Below are 24,429 nucleotides of genomic sequence, written 5' to 3'. Positions count from 1 at the left end.
CGATCTAGACGCGTGCCGTGCGTCCGGGAGGTCTGGTGGAGCCGGCCGAACCGACGCAGATAAGCGGCAGCGGAACCGGCTCCCCCGGCACTCCAACAGCCGCGTGAGGTGCTGGAAGGATGCATCTTGGCAGGGTCCCGCCAGATCGAGTCAACCACTAATAACTCCGTTCCCGGAGCACCAAACCGAATTTCTTTTGCAAAGCTCCGTGAGCCTCTTGAGGTTCCGGGGCTTCTCGACGTGCAGACCGAGTCATTCGAATGGCTGATCGGCGCCGAGGATTGGTTCCAGCGTGCTGTCGACCGCGGCGACGTAGACCCCAAGGGCGGTCTGCAAGAGGTTCTCGAAGAGCTCTCCCCGATCGAGGACTTCTCCGGCTCGATGTCGCTGAGCTTCTCGGACCCGCGCTTCGACGAGGTCAAGGCGCCGGTCGACGAGTGCAAAGACAAGGACATGACGTACGCGGCTCCGCTGTTCGTCACGGCCGAGTTCATCAACAACAACACCGGTGAGATCAAGAGCCAGACGGTCTTCATGGGCGACTTCCCGATGATGACCGAGAAGGGCACCTTCATCATCAACGGCACCGAGCGCGTCGTCGTGTCGCAGCTCGTCCGTTCGCCCGGTGTGTACTTCGACGAGAGCATCGACAAGTCCACCGAGAAGACACTGCACAGCGTCAAGGTGATCCCCGGCCGTGGCGCATGGCTGGAGTTCGATGTCGACAAGCGCGACACGGTCGGCGTCCGCATCGACCGCAAGCGTCGTCAGCCCGTCACCGTGCTGCTCAAGGCGCTCGGCTGGACCAACGAGCAGATCGTGGAGCGCTTCGGCTTCTCCGAGATCATGATGAGCACGCTGGAGAAGGACAACACCGCAGGCACCGACGAGGCCCTGTTGGACATCTACCGCAAGCTGCGTCCGGGCGAGCCGCCGACCAAGGAGTCCGCGCAGACCCTGCTGGAGAACCTGTTCTTCAAGGAGAAGCGCTACGACCTGGCCCGCGTCGGCCGCTACAAGGTCAACAAGAAGCTCGGGCTGAACGTCGGTGAGCCGATCACCAGCTCGACGCTGACCGAAGAGGACGTCGTCGCGACCATCGAGTACCTGGTCCGTCTGCATCAGGGTGACCAGACGATGACCGCGCCCGGTGGCTCCGAGGTGCCCGTCGAGGTCGACGACATCGACCACTTCGGCAACCGTCGTCTGCGCACCGTGGGCGAGCTGATCCAGAACCAGATCCGCGTCGGCCTCTCGCGTATGGAGCGCGTCGTGCGTGAGCGCATGACCACCCAGGACGTCGAGGCGATCACGCCGCAGACCCTGATCAACATCCGTCCCGTCGTGGCGGCGATCAAGGAGTTCTTCGGCACGAGCCAGCTGTCGCAGTTCATGGACCAGAACAACCCGCTCTCCGGGCTCACCCACAAGCGCCGCCTGTCGGCGTTGGGCCCCGGCGGTCTGTCCCGTGAGCGCGCCGGCCTCGAGGTCCGCGACGTCCACTCGTCGCACTACGGCCGCATGTGCCCGATCGAGACCCCCGAGGGTCCGAACATCGGTCTGATCGGTTCGCTGTCGGTGTACGCGCGGGTCAACCCGTTCGGCTTCATCGAGACCCCGTACCGCAAGGTCATCGACGGCAAGGTCAGCGACCAGATCGACTACCTGACCGCCGACGAGGAGGACCGCCACGTCGTGGCGCAGGCCAACTCGCCACTCGACGGTGAAGGCCGCTTCGCCGAGGAGCGCGTCCTGGTCCGTCGTAAGGGCGGCGAGGTCGAGTTCGTCTCGGCGACCGAGGTCGACTACATGGACGTCTCGCCGCGCCAGATGGTGTCGGTCGCGACGGCGATGATCCCGTTCCTCGAACACGATGACGCCAACCGTGCCCTGATGGGTGCCAACATGCAGCGCCAGGCGGTTCCGCTGGTGCGCAGCGAGGCCCCGCTGGTCGGCACCGGTATGGAGCTGCGCGCCGCGATCGACGCCGGCGACGTGGTCGTCACCGACAAGGCCGGTGTGGTCGAGGAGGTCTCCGCCGACTACATCACCGTGATGGCCGACGACGGCACCCGGCACACCTACCGGATGCGCAAGTTCGCCCGCTCCAACCACGGCACGTGCGCCAACCAGCGCCCGATCGTGGACGCCGGGCAGCGCGTCGAGGTGGGTCAGGTTCTGGCCGACGGGCCGTGCACCGAGAACGGTGAGATGGCACTGGGCAAGAACCTGCTCGTGGCGATCATGCCGTGGGAGGGCCACAACTACGAGGACGCGATCATCCTCTCGAACCGTCTGGTCGAAGAGGACGTGCTCACCTCGATCCACATCGAAGAGCACGAGATCGATGCCCGCGACACCAAGCTGGGCGCCGAGGAGATCACCCGGGACATCCCGAACGTCTCCGATGAGGTGCTGGCCGACCTCGACGAGCGCGGCATCATCCGCATCGGCGCCGAGGTCCGCGACGGCGACATCCTGGTCGGCAAGGTCACCCCGAAGGGTGAGACGGAGCTGACCCCCGAGGAGCGCCTGCTGCGCGCCATCTTCGGTGAGAAGGCCCGCGAGGTCCGCGACACGTCGCTGAAGGTGCCCCACGGTGAGTCCGGCAAGGTCATCGGCATCCGCGTGTTCTCGCGCGAGGACGACGACGAGCTGCCCGCCGGCGTCAACGAGCTGGTCCGCGTCTACGTGGCCCAGAAGCGCAAGATCTCCGACGGCGACAAGCTCGCCGGACGCCACGGCAACAAGGGCGTCATCGGCAAGATCCTGCCCGTCGAGGACATGCCGTTCCTTCCGGACGGCACCCCGGTGGACATCATCCTGAACACCCACGGTGTGCCGCGTCGTATGAACATCGGTCAGATCTTGGAGACCCACCTCGGCTGGGTCGCCAAGGCCGGCTGGAACATCGATGTGGCAGCGACGCCGGAATGGGCGGCGAACCTGCCCGAGCAGATGCTCTCGGCTCCGCCCGACAGCATCGTCGCGACCCCGGTGTTCGACGGTGCGCAGGAAGGCGAACTGCAGGGTCTGCTCGGTGCGACGCTGCCGAACCGCGACGGCGAGACGATGGTCAACGCCGACGGCAAGGCGGTGCTGTTCGACGGACGCAGTGGCGAGCCGTTCCCGTACCCGGTGACGGTCGGCTACATGTACATCCTGAAGCTGCACCACCTCGTCGACGACAAGATCCACGCGCGTTCGACGGGTCCGTACTCGATGATCACGCAGCAGCCGCTGGGTGGTAAGGCGCAGTTCGGTGGTCAGCGTTTCGGCGAGATGGAGTGCTGGGCCATGCAGGCCTACGGCGCGGCCTACACGCTGCAGGAGCTGCTGACGATCAAGTCCGACGACACCGTCGGCCGCGTGAAGGTCTACGAGGCCATCGTCAAGGGCGAGAACATCCCCGAGCCGGGCATCCCGGAGTCGTTCAAGGTGCTTCTCAAGGAGCTGCAGTCGCTCTGCCTGAATGTTGAGGTGCTGTCTTCGGACGGCGCGGCGATCGAAATGCGTGACGGAGACGACGAGGACCTGGAGCGCGCCGCTGCCAACCTCGGCATCAACCTGTCGCGCAACGAATCCGCATCAGTCGAAGATCTGGCCTAGTCACTAAATCTCAACGCCCGCAAGGGGAAAGGAAGTTACGTGCTCGACGTCAACTTCTTCGATGAACTCCGCATCGGTCTGGCGACCGCGGACGACATCCGCAACTGGTCCTTCGGTGAGGTCAAGAAGCCGGAGACCATCAACTACCGCACGCTCAAGCCGGAAAAGGACGGCCTGTTCTGCGAGAAGATCTTCGGACCTACTCGCGACTGGGAGTGCTACTGCGGCAAGTACAAGCGCGTCCGGTTCAAGGGCATCATCTGTGAGCGCTGCGGCGTCGAGGTGACCCGCGCCAAGGTGCGCCGTGAGCGGATGGGCCACATCGAACTGGCCGCACCCGTCACGCACATCTGGTACTTCAAGGGCGTCCCGTCACGTCTGGGCTACCTGCTCGACCTGGCCCCGAAGGATCTCGAGAAGATCATCTACTTCGCGGCCTACGTGATCACCGCCGTCGACGACGAGATGCGCCACAACGAGCTCTCCACGCTCGAGGCGGAGATGGCCGTCGAGCGCAAGGCGATCGAGGATCAGCGCGACGCCGACCTCGAAGCGCGCGCCCAGAAGCTCGAAGCCGACATGAAGGAGCTCGAGGAGGAGGGCGCCAAGTCCGACGTGCGCCGCAAGGTGCGCGACGGCGGCGAGCGCGAGATGCGCCAGCTCCGTGACCGGGCCCAGCGTGAGCTGGACCGCCTCGAGGAGATCTGGACGACGTTCACCAAGCTGGCTCCCAAGCAGCTGATCGTCGACGAGCTCCTCTACCGCGAGCTGCAGGACCGCTACGGCGAGTACTTCGAGGGCGCCATGGGTGCCGAGTCGATCAAGAAGCTCATCGAGAACTTCGACATCGACGCCGAGGCCGAGTCGCTGCGCGACACCATCAAGAACGGCAAGGGCCAGAAGAAGCTGCGTGCGCTCAAGCGGCTCAAGGTCGTCGCGGCGTTCCAGAGCAACGCCAACTCGCCGATGGGCATGGTGCTCGATGCCGTTCCGGTGATCCCGCCGGAACTGCGCCCGATGGTTCAGCTCGACGGTGGCCGCTTCGCGACCTCCGACCTCAACGACCTGTACCGCCGCGTCATCAACCGCAACAACCGGCTCAAGCGACTGATCGATCTGGGCGCGCCCGAGATCATCGTGAACAACGAGAAGCGCATGCTTCAGGAGTCGGTCGACGCGCTGTTCGACAACGGCCGCCGCGGCCGTCCGGTCACCGGGCCGGGCAACCGTCCGCTCAAGTCGCTGTCCGATCTGCTCAAGGGCAAGCAGGGCCGCTTCCGTCAGAACCTGCTCGGCAAGCGCGTCGACTACTCGGGCCGTTCGGTCATCGTGGTCGGCCCGCAGCTGAAGCTGCACCAGTGCGGTCTGCCGAAGCTGATGGCTCTCGAGCTGTTCAAGCCGTTCGTGATGAAGCGTCTGGTCGACTTGAACCATGCGCAGAACATCAAGAGCGCCAAGCGCATGGTGGAGCGTCAGCGTCCCCAGGTGTGGGATGTCCTCGAAGAGGTCATCGCCGAGCATCCGGTGTTGCTGAACCGCGCACCCACGCTGCACCGTCTCGGTATCCAGGCCTTCGAGCCGCAGCTGGTCGAAGGCAAGGCCATCCAGCTGCACCCGCTGGTCTGTGAGGCGTTCAACGCCGACTTCGACGGTGACCAGATGGCCGTGCACCTTCCGCTGTCGGCGGAGGCGCAGGCCGAGGCGCGCATTCTGATGCTGTCGTCGAACAACATCCTGTCGCCGGCGTCGGGCCGCCCGCTGGCCATGCCGCGTCTGGACATGGTGACCGGTCTGTTCTTCCTGACCACCGAGATCGAGGGCGACCTCGGCGAGTACACGCCGGCGTCCAAAGATCAGCCGGAGACGGGTGTCTACAGCTCACCGGCCGAGGCCATCATGGCGATGGACCGCGGCGCGCTGAGCGTGCGGGCCAAGATCCGGGTGCGGCTGACGCAGGTGCGTCCGCCCGCCGAGGTCGAGGGCGAGTTGTTCCCGGACGGCTGGTCGATCGGCGATGCGTGGACGGCGGAGACCACCCTGGGTCGCGTGCTCTTCAACGAGCTGCTGCCGCGGGGCTATCCGTTCGTCAACAAGCAGATGCACAAGAAGGTGCAGGCCGCGATCATCAACGATCTGGCCGAGCGCTACCCGATGATCGTCGTCGCGCAGACCGTCGACAAGCTCAAGGACGCCGGCTTCCACTGGGCCACCCGCTCGGGTGTGACGGTGTCCATGGCCGACGTGCTGGTTCCGCCGGAGAAGACCGAGATCCTCGAGCGCTACGAGGCGGAAGCCGACGGCATCGAGAAGCAGTACCAGCGCGGCAAGCTCAACAAGGACGAGCGCAACGAAGCGTTGGTGAAGATCTGGCAGGACGCGACCGAAGAGGTCGGTCAGGCGCTGCGGACGCACTACCCGAAGGACAACCCGATCATCACGATCGTGGACTCGGGCGCCACGGGTAACTTCACCCAGACGCGGACCCTGGCCGGCATGAAGGGTCTGGTGACCAACCCGAAGGGTGAATTCATCCCGCGTCCCATCAAGTCCTCGTTCCGCGAGGGCCTGACGGTGTTGGAGTACTTCATCAACACCCACGGTGCGCGTAAGGGTCTGGCCGACACGGCGCTTCGTACCGCCGACTCGGGCTACCTGACCCGTCGTCTGGTCGATGTGTCGCAGGACGTCATCGTGCGCGAGACCGACTGCGAGACCGAGCGCGGTATCAACGTCACGCTGGCCGAGCTGCAGGGCGAAGCCCTGGTGCGCGATCAGCACATCGAGACGTCGGCCTACGCCCGGACACTGGCCACCGACGCGGTCGACTCGGACGGCCGTGTTGTCGTCGAGCGCGGTCACGATCTCGGTGACCCGGCGATCGACGCTCTGCTGGCTGCCGGCATCACCGAGGTGAAGGTCCGCTCCGTGCTGACCTGCGCCACGGGCACCGGCGTGTGTGCGATGTGCTACGGCCGTTCGATGGCGACCGGCAAGCTGGTCGACATCGGCGAGGCCGTCGGCATCGTGGCCGCGCAGTCCATCGGTGAGCCCGGCACGCAGCTGACGATGCGTACCTTCCACCAGGGTGGTGTCACCGGTGGCGCCGACATCGTCGGTGGTCTGCCGCGTGTCCAGGAGCTGTTCGAGGCGCGCGTTCCGCGTAACCGCGCCCCGATCGCCGACGTCTCCGGGCGGGTCCGCCTGGAGGAGAGCGAGAAGTTCTACAAGATCACCATCGTTCCCGATGACGGGGGCGAGGAGGTCGTGTACGACAAGCTCTCGCGTCGTCAGCGCCTGAAGGTGTTCAAGCACGACGACGGCTCCGAGCGTCTGCTGACCGACGGCGACCATGTCGAGGTCGGACAGCAGCTGCTGGAAGGCTCGGCCGACCCGCACGAGGTGCTGCGCGTCCAAGGCCCCCGCGAGGTGCAGATCCACCTCGTCAAGGAGGTCCAGGAGGTGTACCGCGCCCAGGGTGTGTCGATCCACGACAAGCACATCGAGGTCATCGTCCGGCAGATGCTGCGTCGCGTCACGATCATCGATTCGGGCTCGACGGAGTTCCTGCCCGGCTCGCTGACCGAGCGCGGCGAGTTCGAGACCGAGAACCGTCGCGTCGTGGCCGAGGGTGGCGAGCCCGCCGCCGGCCGCCCGGTGCTGATGGGTATCACGAAGGCGTCGCTGGCCACCGATTCGTGGCTGTCTGCGGCGTCGTTCCAGGAGACCACGCGTGTGCTCACCGATGCGGCGATCAACTGCCGCAGCGACAAGCTGCAGGGTCTGAAGGAGAACGTGATCATCGGCAAGCTGATCCCGGCCGGTACCGGCATCAACCGGTACCGCAACATCCAGGTTCAGCCGACCGAAGAAGCCCGCGCTGCCGCGTACACGATCCCGTCCTACGAGGATCAGTACTACAGCCCGGACTTCGGTCAGGCCACCGGTGCTGCGGTGCCGCTGGACGATTACGGGTACAGCGACTACCGGTAAGTCGAGCAACGGAAGAGCCCCCGCTTCGGCGGGGGCTTTTTCGTGGGACGGGCCTTGTTGCGCACGCAATCACCGGCGGATCCGTCGATCCAAAACACCGTGTGCAGCAAAGCGTGTGCGCTACCGTGACGGCATGTCGAGCACGCTTGTCGCCAGCGAGGTCGAGCGTCAGGAGTTCTGGCGCGACCTGTGCCCGCACATGACGATCGAGGGCGCGGGGATATCGTCACCGGCCGCGGTCGGTGACACGACGCTGCTGATGTCAGACCTCAAGCGCGAGGGCTACATTCAGGTCGCCGACGCGTTCGGCGAACGGTGCACAGGCCCGATCCGCGATGCCGTGACCACGCTGTGGCAGCGGGGGATTCCGCTGCCCTTCGCCTTCGTGTACGACGAGCTGTGGCTCGCGTTCCAGGGCCTGTCGGCGTTCCTGTCGACAGCACTCGGCCAGGATTACCGTGCACTGCCGGACTTCTGGGTGTGGTACGTGCAGCCGAACGAGAACGCGGCGGGGTGGGGGCCGCACCGCGACCGCGTGCAACCGACGCTCGACGCCGACAACTCACCGCACACACTGACGGTCTGGCTTCCGTTCACCGACGCCACGCCACTCAACGGCTGCATGTATGTCCTTCCGGCACACCACGATCCGCGATTCGTGGAGCGTCGCTGGGACGGCGAGGGCAACAACGTCGTACACAACCCGCAGGACATCCGCGCGCTGCCTGCGACCGCGGGCAGTCTTCTGGCCTGGAACCAGGCCGTGCTGCACTGGGGGAGTAGGGGGAGCCGGCTCGGAAAGGCGGCGCGCATCAGCGCCGCGCTCGAATTCCAGCGAGGCGATCACGCCCCGTTCAACAGCCCTCTGCTCGACCCCGGCCGGGTGCCCACCTTCGACGAGCGCCTCGGACTGATCGGTAAGCAGGTGCTGCAGTACCGGCACATGTATCCGCTCGGCGACGACGTGGCGGCGGTGGCCGCGGCGTTGTACGACAGCTACATGCCGAGGACGGCAGTCACCCTCCGAGGCTGACACGCTCGGTGTCACCGGGCGCGCCTAGAGTGGGCGTCGTGCTCATTGGTTCGCATGTCCACGGTGACGATCCCCTGGCGGCGGCGGAGGCCGACGGCGCCGACGTCGTTCAGTTCTTCCTCGGCAATCCCCAGAGCTGGAAGAAACCGCCCCCACGCGACGACGCCGAAGTGCTCAAAGCCTCGCCGATGCCGATCTACGTGCATGCGCCCTACCTCATCAACGTCGCGTCGGCGAACAATCGGGTGCGGATCCCGTCGCGAAAGATCCTGCAGGACACCTGCGATGCGGCGTCGGCCATCGATGCCACCGCTGTCATCGTCCACGGCGGGCACGCCGACGACAACGACATGGATGCCGGTTTCGAGCGCTGGGCGAAGGCGCTGTCCTATCTGAAGACCGACGTGCCCGTCTACCTGGAGAACACGGCAGGCGGTGACCACGCCATGGCGCGGCACTTCGACACCATCGCGCGGCTGTGGGACCACATCGGCGACACGGGCATCGGGTTCTGCCTCGACACCTGCCACGCGTGGGCGGCGGGCGAAGCGCTCATCGATGCGGTGGAGCGCATCAAAGGCATCACGGGCCGCATCGACCTCGTCCACTGCAACGATTCGCGCGACGCGGCGGGTTCGGGCGCCGACCGTCATGCGAACTTCGGTACCGGGCAGATCGATCCGCAGCTGCTGGTCGCGGTCGTGAACGCTGCCGGCGCGCCGGTAATCTGCGAGACGTCCGACGACGGTCGCAAGGACGACATCGCTTTCCTGCGCGAGCACCTGGCCTGAGTCAGGCGCCCAGCAGTTGTAGACAGCGTTTCTGCGCTCCGGCATCGAGTGATCCACGGTGTTCGAGCAACATCACGCAGCGAAGCGCGAGATCGGTCGAGCCGTAGCAGTGATGGGCGATCAGCGCGAGATGCTTGAGCTGTTCGTCGCTCATCAGGTCCGGCTTCGAGAAGTCGCGGACGTAGACGATGTCGGCTTCCAGTAGTTGGTTCAGCGGTAGGCGAGGGTCTTCGGCCGCAACGTACGGCGCGATCGGCCACCTCTTGACGGCGGCGAAGCAGTGCGGAATGAAGCCTTGACCGCGGAGTTCCCGATCGATCTCGCCCATGGCGGGCTGATCTTCGTACAGTGTGACGAACGAGACCTCGGTCTGGATGGCGACCGCATCGGCGAGCTTGGTGCGGCCGTTCTGAAAGACCGCCAGTTCACCGCCCTGTATGTCGATCTTTAGGTAGTCGAGGTAGGTGATGTCGTCGATGTCGTCGAGGCGTCGGGTCGTGACCTTGATGCGGTCGATGACCTCCGCGTACGGCTCTAGGACTTCGAACATGCGCAGCGTGTCCATATCCAGTGGGAAGAGGCTCGACATGCCCGAGCCGCGGCAGATGTTGAGGGTGTGTGCGCCGCCGTCGCCCACCGCGTATGGAAGGTATCTTTCGTACGGTCCCTTTCTGAGCTGAAGTTCCTGCAATGCTTCGGCTTGTGGCTCGAACCCGGTGACGCGGCAGAGGCCAGCGTCCAGTATCGGAAGATAGGGAGGCTCGCCGTCGATGGGATTGGCGCCGACGTCGACGACGTCAATGAGCCGCTGCGGAGCGAGAAAATCTCGAAAAGCCGTGTTCATGTGGGCCGCCTCCGTGCGGTGTACCAACCGGGTGGCAATGGGTGAGACGAATCTAGCGTGCCGGCAGTGGCGCAGTGGGCGCTTCGCGGCACGGCCCCCTTTTCGTTTATTGGACAATCAAAAGTGACTTGAGGGCTGGCAAGCAACGCTTAGCACTCTGTATCTGGGTTTGCTGATTGGCGGCGTCATCCGAACGTATCAATTTGTCCGCGGAAGCCGGGCGTCGTTGCCAGCGAGTTCATTTGGGCCTCGGACCGGGCTGTGGGGAAGGCCGTCGGGTCCCACGTCGGCAGGTTTTGCGATGAGCCGCCCAACATGGTCGAGCGCAACGCCGAACCAATTTGCCTGTAGATCTTTGTTGACGGGGTGTCAACTAAGGACCTGCGGTGTGTCGCACCTCACAGGCAATGCACGTGGAAGACGTCTTGTCCATAGCGGTCTACCAGCCTGTTCACTACACCTGCAGCGATTTGCAGCAAACTTACGTCAGCGCAAAAAGTTGCTTATGCACAAATTCTCGCGAATAGCTAGTTGCAAACAGAACATTTACGAAATTTTGCCTGCGGAAAACATTCGAACTGGGATTTCCGGGTGCTAATTTCCGACGGTCTGCGCTCCTGCAGGCACCGATCGGGTTCTCAGTAGGGGGTTGTTCGCCTTGTCCAATCGACGTAAGCAAAAGTCTGGCGGTACCAAGAGTGTGGTCCGCCCTGTAATCACCACCGGCCTCGCCGGCGCCGGAATGGTCGCCGCGGGAATGATGTTCCTGGCGCCTCCAGGGGGGCCGGGACCGGTCAGCGCCGCCATTCAATTGACGTCTACAGGGTCGGAAGCGACCGAGCCGTGGTACACGGTGCACTTCGGCAACTCTGCCAACCCGAACGCACTTCTCCAGGCGACCATCAACTACAACTCCCCCTGCGGCCTGATCTGCAACGGTGCCAACGGCACCGAAGAGAACCCGAACGGCCAGGCCGGCGGCATCCTCTTCGGCAATGGCGGCAACGGCTGGAACAGCACCATCGCCGGCGTGGCCGGCGGTAACGGCGGCAACGGCGGCCTGTTCAGCGGCAATGGAGGCCGCGGCGGTGATGGCGGGTTCGGCGCCAACGGCGGCAACGGCGGCAACGCCGGTGGCTTCTCCTTCTTCGGGCGGGGCGGCGACGGCGGCAACGGCGGAAGTGGACAGACCGGCGCGACCGGAGCCATCGGCCCGTCAGGCAACGCAGGTGTATCCGGCCTCGCCGGTACTACCGGAACCGTCGTGGGAGCGACGGGCGCAGGTGCGACCGGAGTCGGAAAGGCCGGCACGGTCGGCACGGTGGGTGCCACGGGCAGCACCGGCGCCGCCGGTACCGCGGGCACGGCGGGCGCCGCAGGCAAGGCCGGGTCGACCGGCAGCACAGGCGCAGCCGGAGCAACGGGAACCCCAGGTACTGAGGGCACGGCCGGAGCGGTCGGCGCGACAGGTGCTGCCGGCGGAACGGGCGCTGGCGGAACAGGCGCTGCCGGTGGGACCGGCGGCACGGGTGGCACCGGTGGCACCGGTGGCGCCGGTGCGGCAGGCGGAGCCGGCGGGGTCGGTGAAGCCGGCGGAGCGGGTGGCACCGGCGGTGTCGGCGTCACGGGCGGCGTCGGCGGCCAGGGCGGCCAGGGCGGCGTCGGCGGCAAGGGCGAGAAGGGCGGCACGGGCGGCACCGGACAGGCAGGCGGCAACGGTGGCACGGGTGGCACCGGCAGTGACGCACCGCAGGTGACCGGCGGCGTCGGCGGCGTCGGCGGAAAGGGTGGCAACGGCGGTAACGGCGGCAGCGGCGGCCTGTTCGGCAAGGGCGGCAACGCAGGTAATGCCGGTAACGGCGGCACCGGTGGTGCCGGCGGAGCGGGTGGCACCGGCGGTGCAGGCGGCACGGGTGGCACCGGTGGTGCCGGCGCCGCGGGCGGCAAGGGTGGCGCAGGCGCCACCGGCGGCGTTGGCGGCACGGGCGGCACGGGCGGCATCGGCGGCAAGGGTGGCACCGGTGGAACCGGCGGCACGGGTGGTACCGGTGGCGCCGGCGGCGTTGGCGGTATCGGCGGCACGGGTGGCACCGGCGGCGTTGGTGGCACGGGTGGCACCGGTGGAACCGGCGGCAAGGGCGGCCAGGGTGCCGGTGGCACCGGCGCAGGCGGCGGAACCGGCGGCCAGGGTGGCCTCGGCGGCTTCGGTGGCACGGGTGGCGTCGGTGGTGAAGGCGGCACCGGCGGCATTGGCGGTACCGGTGGCACGGGTGGCGTCGGCGGCGCCGGCGGCCAGGGTGGCACCGGTGGCGTTGGCGGCACGGGTGGCGTCGGAGGTGTCGGCGGTGCCGGCGGCGACGGCGGTGACGGCGGTGCCGGCGGCGCAGGTGGCCTCGGCGGTGCGGGCGGTGTCGGCGGCAAGGGCGGCCTCGGTGGGGCGACCGGCGGCGCCGGCGGCCAGGCTGGAACCGCAGGTACGGCCGGTAAGGGCGGCATTTTCGGGAGCTCCGGTGCGGCCGGTAAGGGCGGCGTGACCGGTGCACAGGGTGCCAGCGGCGCTACGGGCGCACAGGGTGCCACCGGCGCGACCGGTGCGCAGGGTGCACCCGGCATGACTGGTGCCACTGGCTCCAGTGGCGCCGCGGGCGCAACCGGTGCCACGGGTGCGGCCGGCTCGGCCGGCTCGGCCGGTACCGAGGGCTCGGCCGGCTCGGCCGGTTCGGCGGGTCAGACCGGTGCTGCCGGTGGCAAGGGTGCCGCTGGTTCGTCCGGCAAGGCCGGCACGGGCGGCTCCAACGGCACGCCCGGTTCCGCCGGCAAGGCTGACGGCACCGGTGGTGACGGCGGCGCCGGCGGCAAGGGTGGCTCGGGCGGTGACGGCGGCGCCGGTGGCTCGGGCGGCTCGGGTGGTGGCTCGGGTGCCGGCGGTGCCGGTGGCTCGGGTGGCTCGGGCGGTGCCGGTGGCTCCGGTGGGTCGGGTGGCTCCGGTGGATCCGGTGGATCCGGTGGTGCCGCAGGATAGCCCGACAACCGATCGGGTTGGCCCCCCTCCTTCGGGAGGGGGGCCTTCCCCATTTTCGAAGCCAGGTTTCGGGCTACGTTGTCGCGATCGGGCGACGTTCAGAGGCAGATGGTCTGGTTGCCGAAGCGGATGACGCGGTCTTCGCAATGCCATAGCACCGCGCGCGACAACACAGCACGCTCGACATCGGCGCCTAAGCGGACGAGATCGTCCACGCTGTGGCGATGGTCCACCCGCACCACGTCCTGTTCGATGATCGGTCCCTCGTCCAGGTCATCCGTGACGTAATGTGCCGTCGCGCCAACGAGTTTGACGCCCCGCTCCTTCGCGCGCCGGTACGGTGAAGCGCCGATGAAGGCAGGAAGGAACGAGTGGTGGATGTTGATCATCGGACACCCGACCTGTTCGATGAACGACGGCGTGAGGATCTGCATGTAGCGCGCCAACACCACCAAGTCGACGTTGCCTCGGAGCAGGTCGAGCTGGCGTTGTTCGGCCTCGTCGCGAATGTCCCTGCGCGCAGGCACATAGAGGAACGGCACGCCGAAAGGCCGGACCGCGTCGGCGAGATCAGGGTGGTTGGCCACCACCATCACGACGGACATGTCGAGCTCGCCGCGCCGGTTCCGCCATAACAGATCAAGGAGGCAGTGGTCTTCCTTCGAGGCCATGATCGCCACACGTTTTGGCTTGGCGGCTTCGGTGAGCCGGAAATCCATGCCGAACTGATTCGCCACCTTCTCGGAGAAGTCGCGCTCCAGGCCGTCTCGGGCCGCGGCCAGCCCGGGTAGATGAAAGATGGTGCGCTGCATGAACGTTCCGCCGGTGCGCTCCGTCGAGTGCTGGTCGAGCGAGATGATGTTGGCGCCTGTCTCGGCAAGGAATGTGCTCACCGCGGCAACCAGGCCGGGTCGGTCTTCGCATCGCAGCAGCAGTCGACCGATGTCTGTGGGTGCGTGAACGTCGGAGCCCGTGTGTTCGGTCATCGGATCACACCTGACGGATGCACAGCACTTCGTCGAGAGTCGCTGTGCCCAGATCGGTTTCGCAGCCCCCGCGCGAACAATCGACCATCGCGGGACCCTCGGCCGCGGCGCCGGTCATTACGTAGCGCCCAGTGCCCTGGCCGCTGCGGGTGGAGCTCAGCGGGGCGACCCGTCCCGTCAGCTGGTCTGCGTCGCCGTAGTTGATACCGACCTGGTAGATGCCGGGCTCGGCGTCCAGGATCGACGTGAGTCTGCCGAGGACGTCGTCTGAGCTGAAGAACTGCCAGCCCATGCCGAGGTGCAACCAATACCGCGTGGTGATGAACTCCCTGACTCCAGAGGGCTGCACTCCGGGTGGTGCGGTCTCGAACTGCACAGCGGGATACCGCTGGGTCAGCGCAGCCCGGTCCTCGGGCCACATGCCGATATCGAGGATCAGCACGCGCCGTACCCGTGAAAGGTCAGAACGGCTGTGCAGCAGCGAGTTCAGCGTGCGCTCGGTGGCGGACCGGTCGGGGCCGCCGACGACGGTGATCGTGATATCGCCGCCACTCGGGTTCACGGAGAGGTCGCCGTCGTATTCGCGAGCCTGTGCCAGGACCGTCGGCACGCAGACGTCGCGGTTCGAGGCAATGCGCTGCCGGTCCTCTTCGGGGATGTCGGCACGGTGCAGCAGTTGCCGGCAGATGCGAAAAGATTCGTCCTGCTTGCCGATCCACGACGCGCAGACGGCCTGCTCGTCGAGAGCGCGCCAGTTGTACACCTCCGCGTTGACGAACAGTAGGTCCTGTTCGGGCAGCGGAATGGCGGCGGCGCGTTCGGCGAACAGATACGCGAGTTGGTAGCGCTGCTGGTCTCGATACCAACGTGCGATGGCGTGCAGCGCTTCTGCCCGGGTCGGCCGGAACTCCCAGGCGTGTAGGTAGGCGTCCTGCACCAACGGCCACGACTCACCAAGCTGCAGCAGCGTGTCCCCGACGCGCACCAGCGAGTAGTAGATCTCCTCGTCGAAGCCGCCCATCTCGGTGCGGCGCGTGTACCACCGGTGCGCGTTCGCCCAATCGCCGTAGTCGTAATAACTCTGAGCGAGGTAGAAGACCGACCGCGGGTCGTCGGGGTCGCGCTCGACTTCGGCGAGCAGAATCTCGGCATCGCGGGCGTACTTCTGCGGATCGAGATTGCGGCCGCCAAGACGCCGGGACTCGATGTAGTAGTTGCCGTCCAGACGGTCCTCGACGCATGGCTGGTCGCACTCGGCGTACTCGTGGAGTACACCGATATAGCGCCACGGCAGGCCGTCCCGAAAGAGTTGGCGTCGCCAGTAGGAGACGTCGGGCCCGTAGTGCAGCTGATAGACATCGGCGGTGAGCCCGCTGAAATCCGGTGTGCCGACCAGCAAGTCGTCGGCATCCATCACCCAGATGTAATCGCCGTTGCCGCGGGCGAGGGTGATGGCCTCGGACCTGTTGTGTCCGAAGTTGCGCCACGGCCGTTCATGCAGCTTCCCCGGTATGCCAAGCCTGGCCATGTGGTCGCGGATCTTGTCCTGCGTCCCGTCGTCCGAGCCGGTATCCACGATCACCCACGAGCTGATGTACGGGGCGACCGAGTCGAGGACCTCGTGGACGACGTGCGCCTCGTTGCGCACGATCATGTTCAGGCAGATCGCGGGCCTGCCGCCGGACATCGAGGCTATCCAGTCTTCTGGTAGACCAGCCACCGCATCTCGACGGGTGATTGCTCCCGGGGAACGTCGAAGATGTCCTGCCCGCTGACCCATTCGGCATACCAGCCAGTCGGCGGCCATACGCCCGCGGGCAGGTTGGCCTTCTCGTACTCGTACACCGAGTCGTTCGTCTGCAACCGCAACGGCAATCCCGCTGCGGCGATGTCGATCTCCTCGCCGGTGAAGATCCCGGAGTACACCTGCTGTGCCAGCTCTCGTGCTGCCTGCGCCAGCTGATTCACGGCATCGTCGGACATGTAACCGGGACGAGGCATGAACACGTTGAACACCAAACAGCCGCCCGGAGCCAGGCATTCGGCTGCGAGCTCGAACACCGCCCGCAATTGCTGGACGTTCCTGAAGTCCGGGGTGACCTCGGACAGGAGGATCAGCTGGTAGTCCTTCTGCAGATCGTCGAGGGTGTCGAAGATGTCGCGATCGATCACCTGCAAAGTCAGCAGGTGCTTGTACGACTCGGCGCGCAGAATTTCGGCGAACTTCGGCGTGAGTTCGACCGCGTCGACGGGATGCCCGCCGCGCGCGAGCGCGAGCGCGTTGCGGCCGGTGCCTGCGCCGATGTCGAGCACCCGAGCTGTCGTCGGATCGTTGATCTCAGATGCCAAGGCGGACACCCGGGCGTCGGGGTGAGTGCCGAACAGGGGTGGTTTGCGGGTGGCCACCCAGTTGTCGTAGGTATCGGCGAGCGATGTCGCCTGCGGGAGGATGTGATAGTTCAACACCGACCCGATGGGCGCGTCGTAGGAAATGACGATGTTGGACCGGTTCGACGCCGCGAATGCGTTATCCAATTCTTTCGCAAGCAAAGACCTCAGGTGGTCGATCTCGCCCGTCGAGAATTTTCTCCCCAGGGCCGCAAACGTCTTACTGCACAACGCAACATACTCTTCGAGCATGGCTGGAACTGCGGGAAGCGTGATCTGCCCGCTGGATACGCCTCGCCTCAGTAGGCGGCGCGCCATTGCCTCGCGCATGTAATTGGTGTCGATCGACATCAGTGCACCCCTCAGATTCTCTCCCCCGACGGCTGACAATACACATCACATCGATAGCGGGGGAACGTAAGTCGGAGGTGACGATCGGGTCGCCAAAATATAGCTATTTGGACATTCTCGACACGTCGTGACAACGAATCGCTCTACCATCGCGTCGTGACCGATCCTGCAGAAAACGCAACTTCCACGCATCGCGACCACCGTGTGTCGCGTGTCCCGCAGAAGGTGACGGTCACGAGCTCGCCGCTCACGCCAATCGCTTTGCTGCTTGCGCTGATTGCGGTCGGACTCTCGGTGTGGGCGCTTGTCAGCGTCCCCGAGCCCACGCCGGTCGCATCCACCACCGGGGCGCCGCTGTCCGGCGATTCCAAGGAGCGGGTCTGCACGACCGCACATGTGGTCGCGATGGCCGTTCAGCTTCAGACGAACGCCAACGTCGGCGAAGACCGCGCCGCCATTGAGGCGGTGGCGAGCAACGCGCGACTGGCGATGCTCGGCGGCGGTGACTATCTGCTTAGCCAGATCAGCGATGACACACCGCAGGAACTCGCAGAAACCGCACGAACCTTCGGAAACACGCTGCAGCAGCTCGGCATCAATGCGCTGGCAGGTGTCGCCAACGACGAACCGCTTCAGGCCGGGCGCTATCGCGACGCCGAGACGGCCAGGGACAAACTCAGCCGCCTCTGCAGCAACTAGGCCATATTACAGTTCTTGTGCGATCGTCTGAATGATGTAACAGTGGTCGCATGCAGGACACGCATGTCGTCACCAATCAGGCGCCGCCGCTGGAGAACTACAACCCCGCCACGTCACCGGTGCTCGCCGAGGCGCTGATCCGCGAAGGCGGCGAGTGGGGCGTCGACGAGGTCTGGACTCTCGGAGCGCTGGCCGGCTCGGCTCAGGCGCAGCGATGGGGCGAGCTCGCCGATCGTCACCGCCCCGTGCTGCACACCCACGACCGCTACGGTCACCGCGTCGACGAGATCGAGTTCGATCCGGCCTATCACGAGCTGATGACCGTCGCCGTGGGCCACGGCCTGCACGCCGCCCCCTGGGCCGACGAGCGTGACGGTGCCCATGTGGTGCGCGCGGCCAAGACGTCGGTGTGGACTCCCGAGCCCGGCCACGTGTGTCCGATCTCGATGACGTACGCCGTCGTGCCCGCGCTGCGCCACAACCCTGAGCTCGCTGCGGTGTACGAACCGCTGCTGACCAGCCGCGTCTACGATCCCGAACTGGCGGTGCCCACCACGAAGCCGGGAATCACCGCGGGCATGTCGATGACCGAGAAGCAGGGTGGCTCCGACGTCCGCGCCGGCACCACGCAGGCGACCCCGAACGGTGACGGCACCTACTCGCTTCGGGGTCACAAGTGGTTCACCTCGGCGCCGATGTGCGACATCTTCCTGGTCCTTGCCCAGGCCCCGGGCGGACTGAGTTGTTTCTTCCTCCCGCGCGTCCTGCCCGACGGCACGCGCAATCGGATGTTTCTGCAGCGCCTCAAGGACAAGCTGGGCAACCACGCCAACGCCTCGAGCGAGGTGGAGTACGACGGCGCGACGGCATGGCTGGTGGGGGAGGAGGGGCGCGGGGTTCCGACCATCATCGAGATGGTGAACCTGACCCGGCTGGACTGCACGCTCGGCAGCGCGACGAGCATGCGCAACGGGCTGATGCGTGCCACCCACCACGCGCAGCACCGGATGGCGTTCGGCGCCTACCTGATCGATCAACCGCTGATGCGCAATGTGCTCGCCGACCTCGCCGTCGAGGCCGAGGCCGCGACCATGCTCGCGATGCGCATGGCAGGGGCGACCGACCGGGCCGTGCGCGGCGACGAACGCGAAACACTCTTGCGCCGAATCGGATTGGCCGCCGCCAAATACTGGGTGTGCAAGCGCGCCACCCCGCATGCCGCGGAGGCGATGGAGTGCCTCGGCGGCAACGGCTACGTCGAGGACTTCGGTGTGGCGCGCCTCTACCGGGAGGCGCCGCTGATGGGCATCTGGGAGGGCTCGGGCAATGTGAGCGCGCTGGATACGCTGCGCGCCATGGCAACTCGACCTGAGTGCATCGACGTGCTGTTCGACGAGCTGGCCCTCACGACCGGCCACGACCCGCGTCTGGACGCGCACGTGGCCACGCTGAGGCCGCAGCTCGACGAGGTCGAGACGATCCAGTACCGGGGCAGACAAGTTGCCGAGGACATCTCGCTGGCGCTGCAGGGTTCGCTGCTCGTTCGCCATGGCCATCCGGCCGTCGCCGAGGCGTTCCTGGCCAGCAGGCTCGGCGGGCAGTGGGGCGGCGCGTTCGGCACGCTGCCCACCGGACTGAACCTTTCGCCGATCATCGAGCGCGCGCTGGTGAAAGCCTGATGACGCACGCGATCAGGCCCGTCGACTTCGACAATCTCAGGACGATGACCTACGAGGTCACCGGCCGCGTCGCCCGTATCACGTTCAACCGCCCGGACAAGGGCAACGCGATCATCGCCGACACCCCGTTGGAACTGTCGGCACTCGTCGAACGGGCCGACCTCGACCCCGATGTACACGTCATCCTGGTGTCGGGTCGCGGTGAGGGCTTCTGTGCGGGCTTCGACCTGTCGGCCTATGCCGAAGGGTCGTCGTCGGCGGGCGGCGGGAGTCCGTACAAGGACACCGTCCTGTCGGGAAAAACCCAGGCGATCAACCACCTTCCCGATCAGCCGTGGGATCCGATGATCGACTACCAGATGATGAGCCGCTTCGTACGCGGCTTCTCCAGCCTGATGCGCTGCGACAAGCCGACGGTGGTCAAGATCCACGGTTACTGCGTGGCGGGCGGCACCGACATCGCCCTGCATGCCGACCAGGTGATCGCCGCGTCCGACGCGAAGATCGGGTACCCGCCGACCCGCGTGTGGGGCGTCCCCGCCGCAGGCATGTGGGCGCACCGGCTCGGTGATCAGCGGGCGAAACGTCTTCTGCTGACCGGAGATACGATCACCGGCGCGCAGGCGGCCGAATGGGGTCTCGCGGTCGAGGCACCCGAGCCGGCCGACTTGGATGACCGGGTCGAGCGGCTCGTCGAACGGATCGCCGCTGTGCCCGTCAACCAGCTGATCATGGTCAAGCTTGCGATGAACAGCGCGCTGTACAACCAGGGTGTGGCCAACAGCGCGATGATCTCCACGGTGTTCGACGGCATCGCCCGGCACACACCCGAGGGCCACGCGTTCGTCGCGCAGTCGCGCGAACACGGCTTCCGCGAAGCGGTGCGACAGCGCGACGAGCCGTTCGGCGATTACGGACGGAAGACGTCGGGGGTCTGACGTTGACACGGATGACGGCGCGCTCGGTGGTGCTGAGCGTGTTGCTCGGTGCGCATCCTGCCTGGGCAACCGCCGCCGAGCTGGTCCGTCTCACCGGCGATTTCGGCATCAGGGAGTCGACCGTCCGGGTCGCGCTGACACGCATGGTCAGCGCGGGCGACCTCGTCCGGTCCGAGGACGGCTACCGGCTCGCCGACCGGCTGCTCGCCCGGCAGCGCCGCCAGGACGACGCGATCAGCCCGGCGGGCCATGCGTGGGACGGCAGCTGGCTGACGCTCGTCGTCACGAGCACGGGCAACGATGCCAAGACCCGCGCCCAGCTACGAAACCAGCTGCAGGACAAACGTTTCGGAGAGCTCCGTGAAGGCGTATGGATGCGCCCGGACAACGTGAGAGTCGACCTGGGCGAGGACATCCGCAGCAGGGTGCGAATTCTGCGGGCTCATGACGAGAGACCCGCCGAACTCGCCGCCGAACTCTGGGACCTCGACGGCTGGGCGAAGACAGGCACCGACCTGCTGACCGACATGCAGCGAGCCGACGACGTACCCGGTCGCTTCGTCGTCGCCGCCGCGATGGTGCGTCACCTGCTGACCGATCCGGTGCTGCCCGACGAGCTGCTACCAGCGGGTTGGCCCGGCGCCGAACTACGGAGCGCCTATCAAGATTTCGCCGCCGAACTGGTCGCGCGGCGCGACGACGTAGAACTGATGGAGGCGCAGTGAGCATCAGGGTCGAGAAGAACGGTCCGGTGACAACCGTCATCATGGACCGCCCCCACGCCCGCAACGCCGTCGACGGCCCCACGGCGCTAGCGCTGCATGCGGCGTTCGACGACTTCGACAAAGACGATGACGCATCCGTCGCGGTGTTGTGGGGTGACAACGGAACCTTCTGTGCTGGAGCCGATCTCAAGGCGATGGGCACCGCGGATTCCAACCCGGTCCATCGGACGGGTCCCGGTCCGATGGGTCCGAGCCGGATGGTGCTGTCCAAACCGGTGATCGCCGCGGTCAGCGGCTATGCCGTCGCAGGCGGTCTCGAGCTGGGGCTGTGGTGCGACATGCGCGTGGTCGAGCAGGACGCGGTGATGGGGGTCTTCTGCAGGCGGTGGGGTGTGCCGCTGATCGACGGTGGCACGGTGCGGCTGCCCCGGCTGATCGGGCACAGCCGTGCGATGGACCTGATCCTCACCGGTCGTGCTGTCCGGGCCGACGAGGCGTTGGCGATTGGGTTGGCCAACCGCGTGGTCCCGACGGGACAGGCGCGCGCCAAAGCCGAGGAGCTCGCCGCCGAGTTGGCCGCGCTGCCGCAGCAGTGCATGAGGTCGGACCGGATGTCGGTGCTCAACCAGTGGGGGATGTCGGAGGCCGAGGCCATGGATGTCGAGTTCGGCAGTCTGTCCCGGGTCGCCGCGGAATCACTGGAAGGCGCGTCGCGGTTCGCGAAGGGCGCGGGTAGGCACGGCGCGCCAGCGACGGAACAGGCCAAGGCTTAGCCCCTACTGACCGTGTTGTTGGACCCGGTGTCGTTGACCGTCGGATCGCCGTCGCGGTAGGTGACGGTGTTGTTGATGCCGACGACGGACAGCTCGGTGTCGACGCGTTGAAAGCTGATCCTGTTGTCGGCGCCGCCGACGTTGACGTTGGTGCATGTGCCCACGACGGTCAGCGTGTTGTTCGACCCGCCGACGTTGAGCGCTTTGCCGTCCGCGCAGTCGATCTCGGCGGTCGTGCCGAACGAGCCGTAGTTGATCGTGTTGCCGATCTCGACCTGGGCGCCGGAGGTGCCCGCCGTGACCGTCGGATCGCCGTCTGCACCGGATCCGCACCCGGCAAGTGCAACCGCAACGACGCCGAGACTGCCGAGGACACCGATGCGGCGAGAAGACATGCTCAGGCGGGTACCCGATCGATGCGGTTCGTCATCCCCAGTTCGCGGCCGCGGTCCCACACGAACGGCGTGCCGTTCTTGTAGAAGACGGTCTGGTCGAACCCGTACACGGTGATGTCGTTCACGACGTTGTCGGCGACGACCACGTTCGAGGAGCCCTGCACAGTCACCGCATAGCAGTTGCCGAGCGCGAAGATCTGGTTGCCCGTGCCCATCACGAACAGCGTCGCCCCACCGCAGTCCAGGGTCCTCACGACGCCCTGACCGGTGATGTGGGTGTCGCCGTTCTCCGCGTGCGCCACGGGGGAAATCGACATCAGCGTCGCCGACGCGGCCAGCACACCGACAGCCACCACTCGTCCAACAGCCGTTGCAGTCACAGGGGCAGCCTACGACGTCGTCCGCTCGGACTGTCGGGGTTCGCCGAGACGAGTAGCGTGAGCGGCGATGCTCCAGCGTGCAGGCCGTGTGGCACTTTTCTTGACGGTGGCGGTCACGACGACGGCGACCGCGGTGGGCTGTTCGCACACGGTCTCGGGGACGGCGCAGCGCTCCGACCCCGGCGTCCCCGACCCGGACCGCAGCTATGGATACGTCGACGACCGGTGCGGCCTCCTCGACGACAGCACGGTGCAGGCCACCCTCGGTGCCGACGAGGTGACGCGCCCGTTCAGCGGCGCCGTCTGCCAGTACATCCTTTTCCGCGGCTCGGGTGGTGACGCCGCGACCATCGACGTCGTCTTCTCGTGGTTCGACGCGGGCAGCCTGGAACGCGAGCGCGCCGTCGCCGCTGCGCGCGGCGCCGCGATCACCGACGTCGTGGTCGAGCGGCACAAGGGTTTCTTCGCGCGCCGCGACACCACGGGAGCGGCCTGCTCGGCCACCGCCGCCGCCGGCAGCGGAGTGCTGAGCTGGTGGGTCCAGTACCGCGGGCAGTCCACCGGGGATCCTTGTCGCGACGCCGAAACGCTGCTCTCGGCGACTCTGCGCTCGGACCTGTGACATGGGCGCGACGATCACTGCCCGCCTCTGCGCGGCGCTGACTCTCAGCGCGCTGCTGGCAGGCTGCGGCGGATCGGAGCAACCCGACGAGCCGACGGCCGCCCCCGGTACACAGGACTCGGGGGAGGGGTTTCAGAGCGTGGACTGCAACGGCATCACCGATGCTGACGTCGCCGAGGCCGCGGGCTCCGAACTGTTCTCACCGGCGGTCGTCAGCGACGCGGGCTGCTTCTGGCAGGAAGACTCCATGATCGACAACTTCGGTGCGGGCATGGGCATCTCGACGTGGTGGTACCGGGGCAGTGACATGGACACCGAACGTGAATTGGAGCAACTCGCGGGCCGGACACTGACCGAGCTGTCCATCGACGACAACAAGGGGTTCAAGGCGTTCGACGACACCGCGTGCAGCATCTACGTGGCCAAGGGCGGCGATGTGATCACGTGGTCCATCCAGACGATGAACTCCCAGACCATGCCCGATCTCTGCTCGATCATCGAACAACTGGCGGAGCTCAGCCAACAACGGGTGAACTAGAGTTGCCTGCTGACCCGGCTCAACCCTGGGTGAACTGACTGATCCGAGGGGGATGGGACATGGCAACTCGGCCGCCGCGTTCGGCGAAGCTGAGCCGTGACTCCATCGTCAACGCCGCGCTGACATTCCTGGACCGCGAAGGTTGGGATGCCTTGACGATCAACGCGCTGGCCAACCAGCTCGGCACCAAGGGTCCCTCGCTGTACAACCACGTGCACAGCCTCGACGACCTGCGTCGCACCGTGCGGATGCGCGTGGTCGGCGACATCATCGACATGCTGAACACCGTCGGCCAGGGCCGTAGCCCCGACGACGCGGTCGTCGTGATGGCCAGCGCCTACCGCAGCTACGCCCACCATCACCCCGGTAGGTACTCGGCGTTCACCCGGATGCCGCTGGGCGGCGGTGACGATCCGGAGTTCACCGAGGTCACCCGTGCCGCTGCCGCGCCGGTCATCGCGGTGCTGGCGTCCTATGGACTCGATGACGAAGCGGGCTTCTACGCGGCGCTGGAATTCTGGTCGGCGATGCACGGGTTCGTGCTGCTGGAGATGACCGGGGTCATGAGCGGCATCGACACCGATGCGGTGTTCACCGACATGGTGATGCGCCTGGCCACGGGGATGCAGTCGAGATAACGCAGGTCAGCGGGTTTTGTCGAGGTAT

19 protein-coding genes are annotated in these 24,429 nt (G+C 66.4%); 13 read left to right on the top strand and 6 right to left on the bottom strand.

Going from position 1 to position 24,429, the window contains the following annotated elements; translation table 11 throughout:
- Positions 1-108: 108 nt before the first annotated feature.
- The 4 genes from rpoB to ACAG24_RS08720 all read left to right on the top strand — a co-directional run bounded on the left by rpoB (position 109) and on the right by ACAG24_RS08720 (position 9,423).
- Positions 109-3,609, top strand: a complete 3,501-nt coding sequence (rpoB, locus tag ACAG24_RS08735) for a DNA-directed RNA polymerase subunit beta (RefSeq protein ID WP_370472221.1) — start codon at positions 109-111, stop codon at positions 3,607-3,609.
- A 39-nt stretch (positions 3,610-3,648) separates the two neighbouring features.
- Positions 3,649-7,599 (top strand): DNA-directed RNA polymerase subunit beta', encoded by a 3,951-nt coding sequence (locus ACAG24_RS08730; RefSeq protein WP_370472222.1) that lies wholly within the window; start codon positions 3,649-3,651, stop codon positions 7,597-7,599.
- A gap of 133 nt (positions 7,600-7,732) precedes the next feature.
- Positions 7,733-8,632 carry a phytanoyl-CoA dioxygenase family protein gene (locus tag ACAG24_RS08725; RefSeq protein ID WP_370472223.1) on the top strand — a complete coding sequence of 300 codons (900 nt, stop codon included), beginning with the start codon at positions 7,733-7,735 and terminating at the stop codon, positions 8,630-8,632.
- A 38-nt stretch (positions 8,633-8,670) separates the two neighbouring features.
- The gene (locus tag ACAG24_RS08720) at positions 8,671-9,423 is read left to right on the top strand and encodes a deoxyribonuclease IV (RefSeq protein WP_370472224.1); all 753 of its coding nucleotides are present in this window, start codon (positions 8,671-8,673) and stop codon (positions 9,421-9,423) included.
- A 1-nt stretch (position 9,424) separates the two neighbouring features.
- Here the strand turns inward: ACAG24_RS08720 and ACAG24_RS08715 are convergent, their stop codons facing one another.
- Positions 9,425-10,267 (bottom strand): FkbM family methyltransferase, encoded by an 843-nt coding sequence (locus tag ACAG24_RS08715; protein ID WP_370472225.1) that lies wholly within the window; start codon positions 10,265-10,267, stop codon positions 9,425-9,427.
- A 757-nt stretch (positions 10,268-11,024) separates the two neighbouring features.
- Here ACAG24_RS08715 and ACAG24_RS08710 point away from each other — a divergent pair.
- Positions 11,025-13,289, top strand: coding sequence for a PGRS repeat-containing protein (locus ACAG24_RS08710; RefSeq protein WP_370472631.1), 2,265 nt, complete (start codon positions 11,025-11,027; stop codon positions 13,287-13,289).
- Between the two features lie 98 nt (positions 13,290-13,387).
- Here ACAG24_RS08710 and purU read toward each other — a convergent pair whose 3' ends face one another.
- From purU to ACAG24_RS08695, 3 genes are read right to left on the bottom strand one after another with little or no spacing between them, the layout of a single operon-like run.
- Positions 13,388-14,275, bottom strand: a complete 888-nt coding sequence (purU, locus tag ACAG24_RS08705) for a formyltetrahydrofolate deformylase (protein ID WP_370472226.1) — start codon at positions 14,273-14,275, stop codon at positions 13,388-13,390.
- A 4-nt stretch (positions 14,276-14,279) separates the two neighbouring features.
- On the bottom strand, positions 14,280-15,995 hold the full coding sequence (locus tag ACAG24_RS08700; RefSeq protein ID WP_370472227.1) for a glycosyltransferase: 1,716 nt from the start codon (positions 15,993-15,995) through the stop codon (positions 14,280-14,282).
- On the bottom strand, positions 15,968-17,014 hold the full coding sequence (locus tag ACAG24_RS08695) for a class I SAM-dependent methyltransferase (RefSeq protein WP_370472228.1): 1,047 nt from the start codon (positions 17,012-17,014) through the stop codon (positions 15,968-15,970). Before ACAG24_RS08695 ends, ACAG24_RS08700 begins: the two co-directional genes overlap by 28 nt.
- Before the next feature lie 156 nt (positions 17,015-17,170).
- Between ACAG24_RS08695 and ACAG24_RS08690 the strand changes: the two genes are divergently transcribed.
- Genes ACAG24_RS08690 through ACAG24_RS08670 form a run of 5 tightly spaced genes read left to right on the top strand, consistent with a single transcriptional unit; the run spans position 17,171 to position 21,828 of the window.
- Complete coding sequence (locus ACAG24_RS08690) at positions 17,171-17,713, top strand: hypothetical protein (protein ID WP_370472229.1); 543 nt, start codon at positions 17,171-17,173, stop codon at positions 17,711-17,713.
- A gap of 50 nt (positions 17,714-17,763) precedes the next feature.
- A complete protein-coding gene (locus ACAG24_RS08685) occupies positions 17,764-19,392 on the top strand; it encodes an acyl-CoA dehydrogenase family protein (RefSeq protein WP_370472230.1) in 1,629 nt (542 codons plus the stop codon).
- Positions 19,392-20,330 carry a crotonase/enoyl-CoA hydratase family protein gene (locus ACAG24_RS08680; RefSeq protein WP_370472231.1) on the top strand — a complete coding sequence of 313 codons (939 nt, stop codon included), beginning with the start codon at positions 19,392-19,394 and terminating at the stop codon, positions 20,328-20,330. The genes ACAG24_RS08685 and ACAG24_RS08680 overlap by 1 nt, the downstream gene beginning before the upstream one ends.
- Before the next feature lie 11 nt (positions 20,331-20,341).
- Positions 20,342-21,055 carry a PaaX family transcriptional regulator C-terminal domain-containing protein gene (locus ACAG24_RS08675; RefSeq protein ID WP_370472232.1) on the top strand — a complete coding sequence of 238 codons (714 nt, stop codon included), beginning with the start codon at positions 20,342-20,344 and terminating at the stop codon, positions 21,053-21,055.
- Entirely contained in the window at positions 21,052-21,828 is a 777-nt protein-coding gene (locus ACAG24_RS08670; RefSeq protein ID WP_370472233.1) for a crotonase/enoyl-CoA hydratase family protein, read from the top strand. The genes ACAG24_RS08675 and ACAG24_RS08670 overlap by 4 nt, the downstream gene beginning before the upstream one ends.
- On the opposite strand, the gene ACAG24_RS08665 is transcribed toward ACAG24_RS08670, so the two are convergent.
- Both ACAG24_RS08665 and ACAG24_RS08660 read right to left on the bottom strand, forming a co-directional pair.
- Positions 21,825-22,223, bottom strand: a complete 399-nt coding sequence (locus tag ACAG24_RS08665; RefSeq protein ID WP_370472234.1) for a DUF3060 domain-containing protein — start codon at positions 22,221-22,223, stop codon at positions 21,825-21,827. The genes ACAG24_RS08670 and ACAG24_RS08665 overlap by 4 nt on opposite strands.
- Positions 22,224-22,225: 2 nt before the next feature.
- On the bottom strand, positions 22,226-22,540 hold the full coding sequence (locus tag ACAG24_RS08660) for a DUF3060 domain-containing protein (protein ID WP_370472632.1): 315 nt from the start codon (positions 22,538-22,540) through the stop codon (positions 22,226-22,228).
- A gap of 130 nt (positions 22,541-22,670) precedes the next feature.
- On the opposite strand from ACAG24_RS08660, the gene ACAG24_RS08655 reads away from it, so the two are divergent.
- From ACAG24_RS08655 to ACAG24_RS08645, 3 genes are read left to right on the top strand one after another with little or no spacing between them, the layout of a single operon-like run.
- A complete protein-coding gene (locus ACAG24_RS08655) occupies positions 22,671-23,225 on the top strand; it encodes a DUF3558 domain-containing protein (protein ID WP_370472235.1) in 555 nt (184 codons plus the stop codon).
- Between the two features lies 1 nt (position 23,226).
- Positions 23,227-23,763, top strand: a complete 537-nt coding sequence (locus tag ACAG24_RS08650) for a DUF3558 domain-containing protein (protein ID WP_370472236.1) — start codon at positions 23,227-23,229, stop codon at positions 23,761-23,763.
- 59 nt (positions 23,764-23,822) lie between these two features.
- Positions 23,823-24,401, top strand: coding sequence for a TetR/AcrR family transcriptional regulator (locus tag ACAG24_RS08645; protein WP_370472237.1), 579 nt, complete (start codon positions 23,823-23,825; stop codon positions 24,399-24,401).
- Positions 24,402-24,429 lie beyond the last annotated feature (28 nt).

The organism is Mycobacterium bulgaricum, from assembly GCF_041287165.2.
GTDB lineage: Bacteria > Actinomycetota > Actinomycetes > Mycobacteriales > Mycobacteriaceae > Mycobacterium > Mycobacterium bulgaricum.
Note: the sequence above shows the minus strand (reverse complement) of the source record. Positions and strands in the feature narration are given on the sequence as shown.

Excerpts from the sequence above, each read along its gene's own strand:
- ACAG24_RS08725 (WP_370472223.1), top strand. The coding sequence starts at position 7,733 with ATGTCGAGCACGCTTGTCGCCAGCGAGGTCGAGCGTCAGGAGTTCTGG.
- ACAG24_RS08715 (WP_370472225.1), bottom strand. The coding sequence starts at position 10,267 with ATGAACACGGCTTTTCGAGATTTTCTCGCTCCGCAGCGGCTCATTGAC.
- ACAG24_RS08710 (WP_370472631.1), top strand. The coding sequence starts at position 11,025 with ATGATGTTCCTGGCGCCTCCAGGGGGGCCGGGACCGGTCAGCGCCGCC.
- purU (WP_370472226.1), bottom strand. The coding sequence starts at position 14,275 with ATGACCGAACACACGGGCTCCGACGTTCACGCACCCACAGACATCGGT.
- ACAG24_RS08695 (WP_370472228.1), bottom strand. The coding sequence starts at position 17,014 with ATGTCGATCGACACCAATTACATGCGCGAGGCAATGGCGCGCCGCCTA.
- ACAG24_RS08685 (WP_370472230.1), top strand. The coding sequence starts at position 17,764 with ATGCAGGACACGCATGTCGTCACCAATCAGGCGCCGCCGCTGGAGAAC.
- ACAG24_RS08680 (WP_370472231.1), top strand. The coding sequence starts at position 19,392 with ATGACGCACGCGATCAGGCCCGTCGACTTCGACAATCTCAGGACGATG.
- ACAG24_RS08675 (WP_370472232.1), top strand. The coding sequence starts at position 20,342 with ATGACGGCGCGCTCGGTGGTGCTGAGCGTGTTGCTCGGTGCGCATCCT.
- ACAG24_RS08665 (WP_370472234.1), bottom strand. The coding sequence starts at position 22,223 with ATGTCTTCTCGCCGCATCGGTGTCCTCGGCAGTCTCGGCGTCGTTGCG.
- ACAG24_RS08660 (WP_370472632.1), bottom strand. The coding sequence starts at position 22,540 with ATGTCGATTTCCCCCGTGGCGCACGCGGAGAACGGCGACACCCACATC.
- ACAG24_RS08655 (WP_370472235.1), top strand. The coding sequence starts at position 22,671 with ATGCTCCAGCGTGCAGGCCGTGTGGCACTTTTCTTGACGGTGGCGGTC.
- ACAG24_RS08650 (WP_370472236.1), top strand. The coding sequence starts at position 23,227 with ATGGGCGCGACGATCACTGCCCGCCTCTGCGCGGCGCTGACTCTCAGC.
- ACAG24_RS08645 (WP_370472237.1), top strand. The coding sequence starts at position 23,823 with ATGGCAACTCGGCCGCCGCGTTCGGCGAAGCTGAGCCGTGACTCCATC.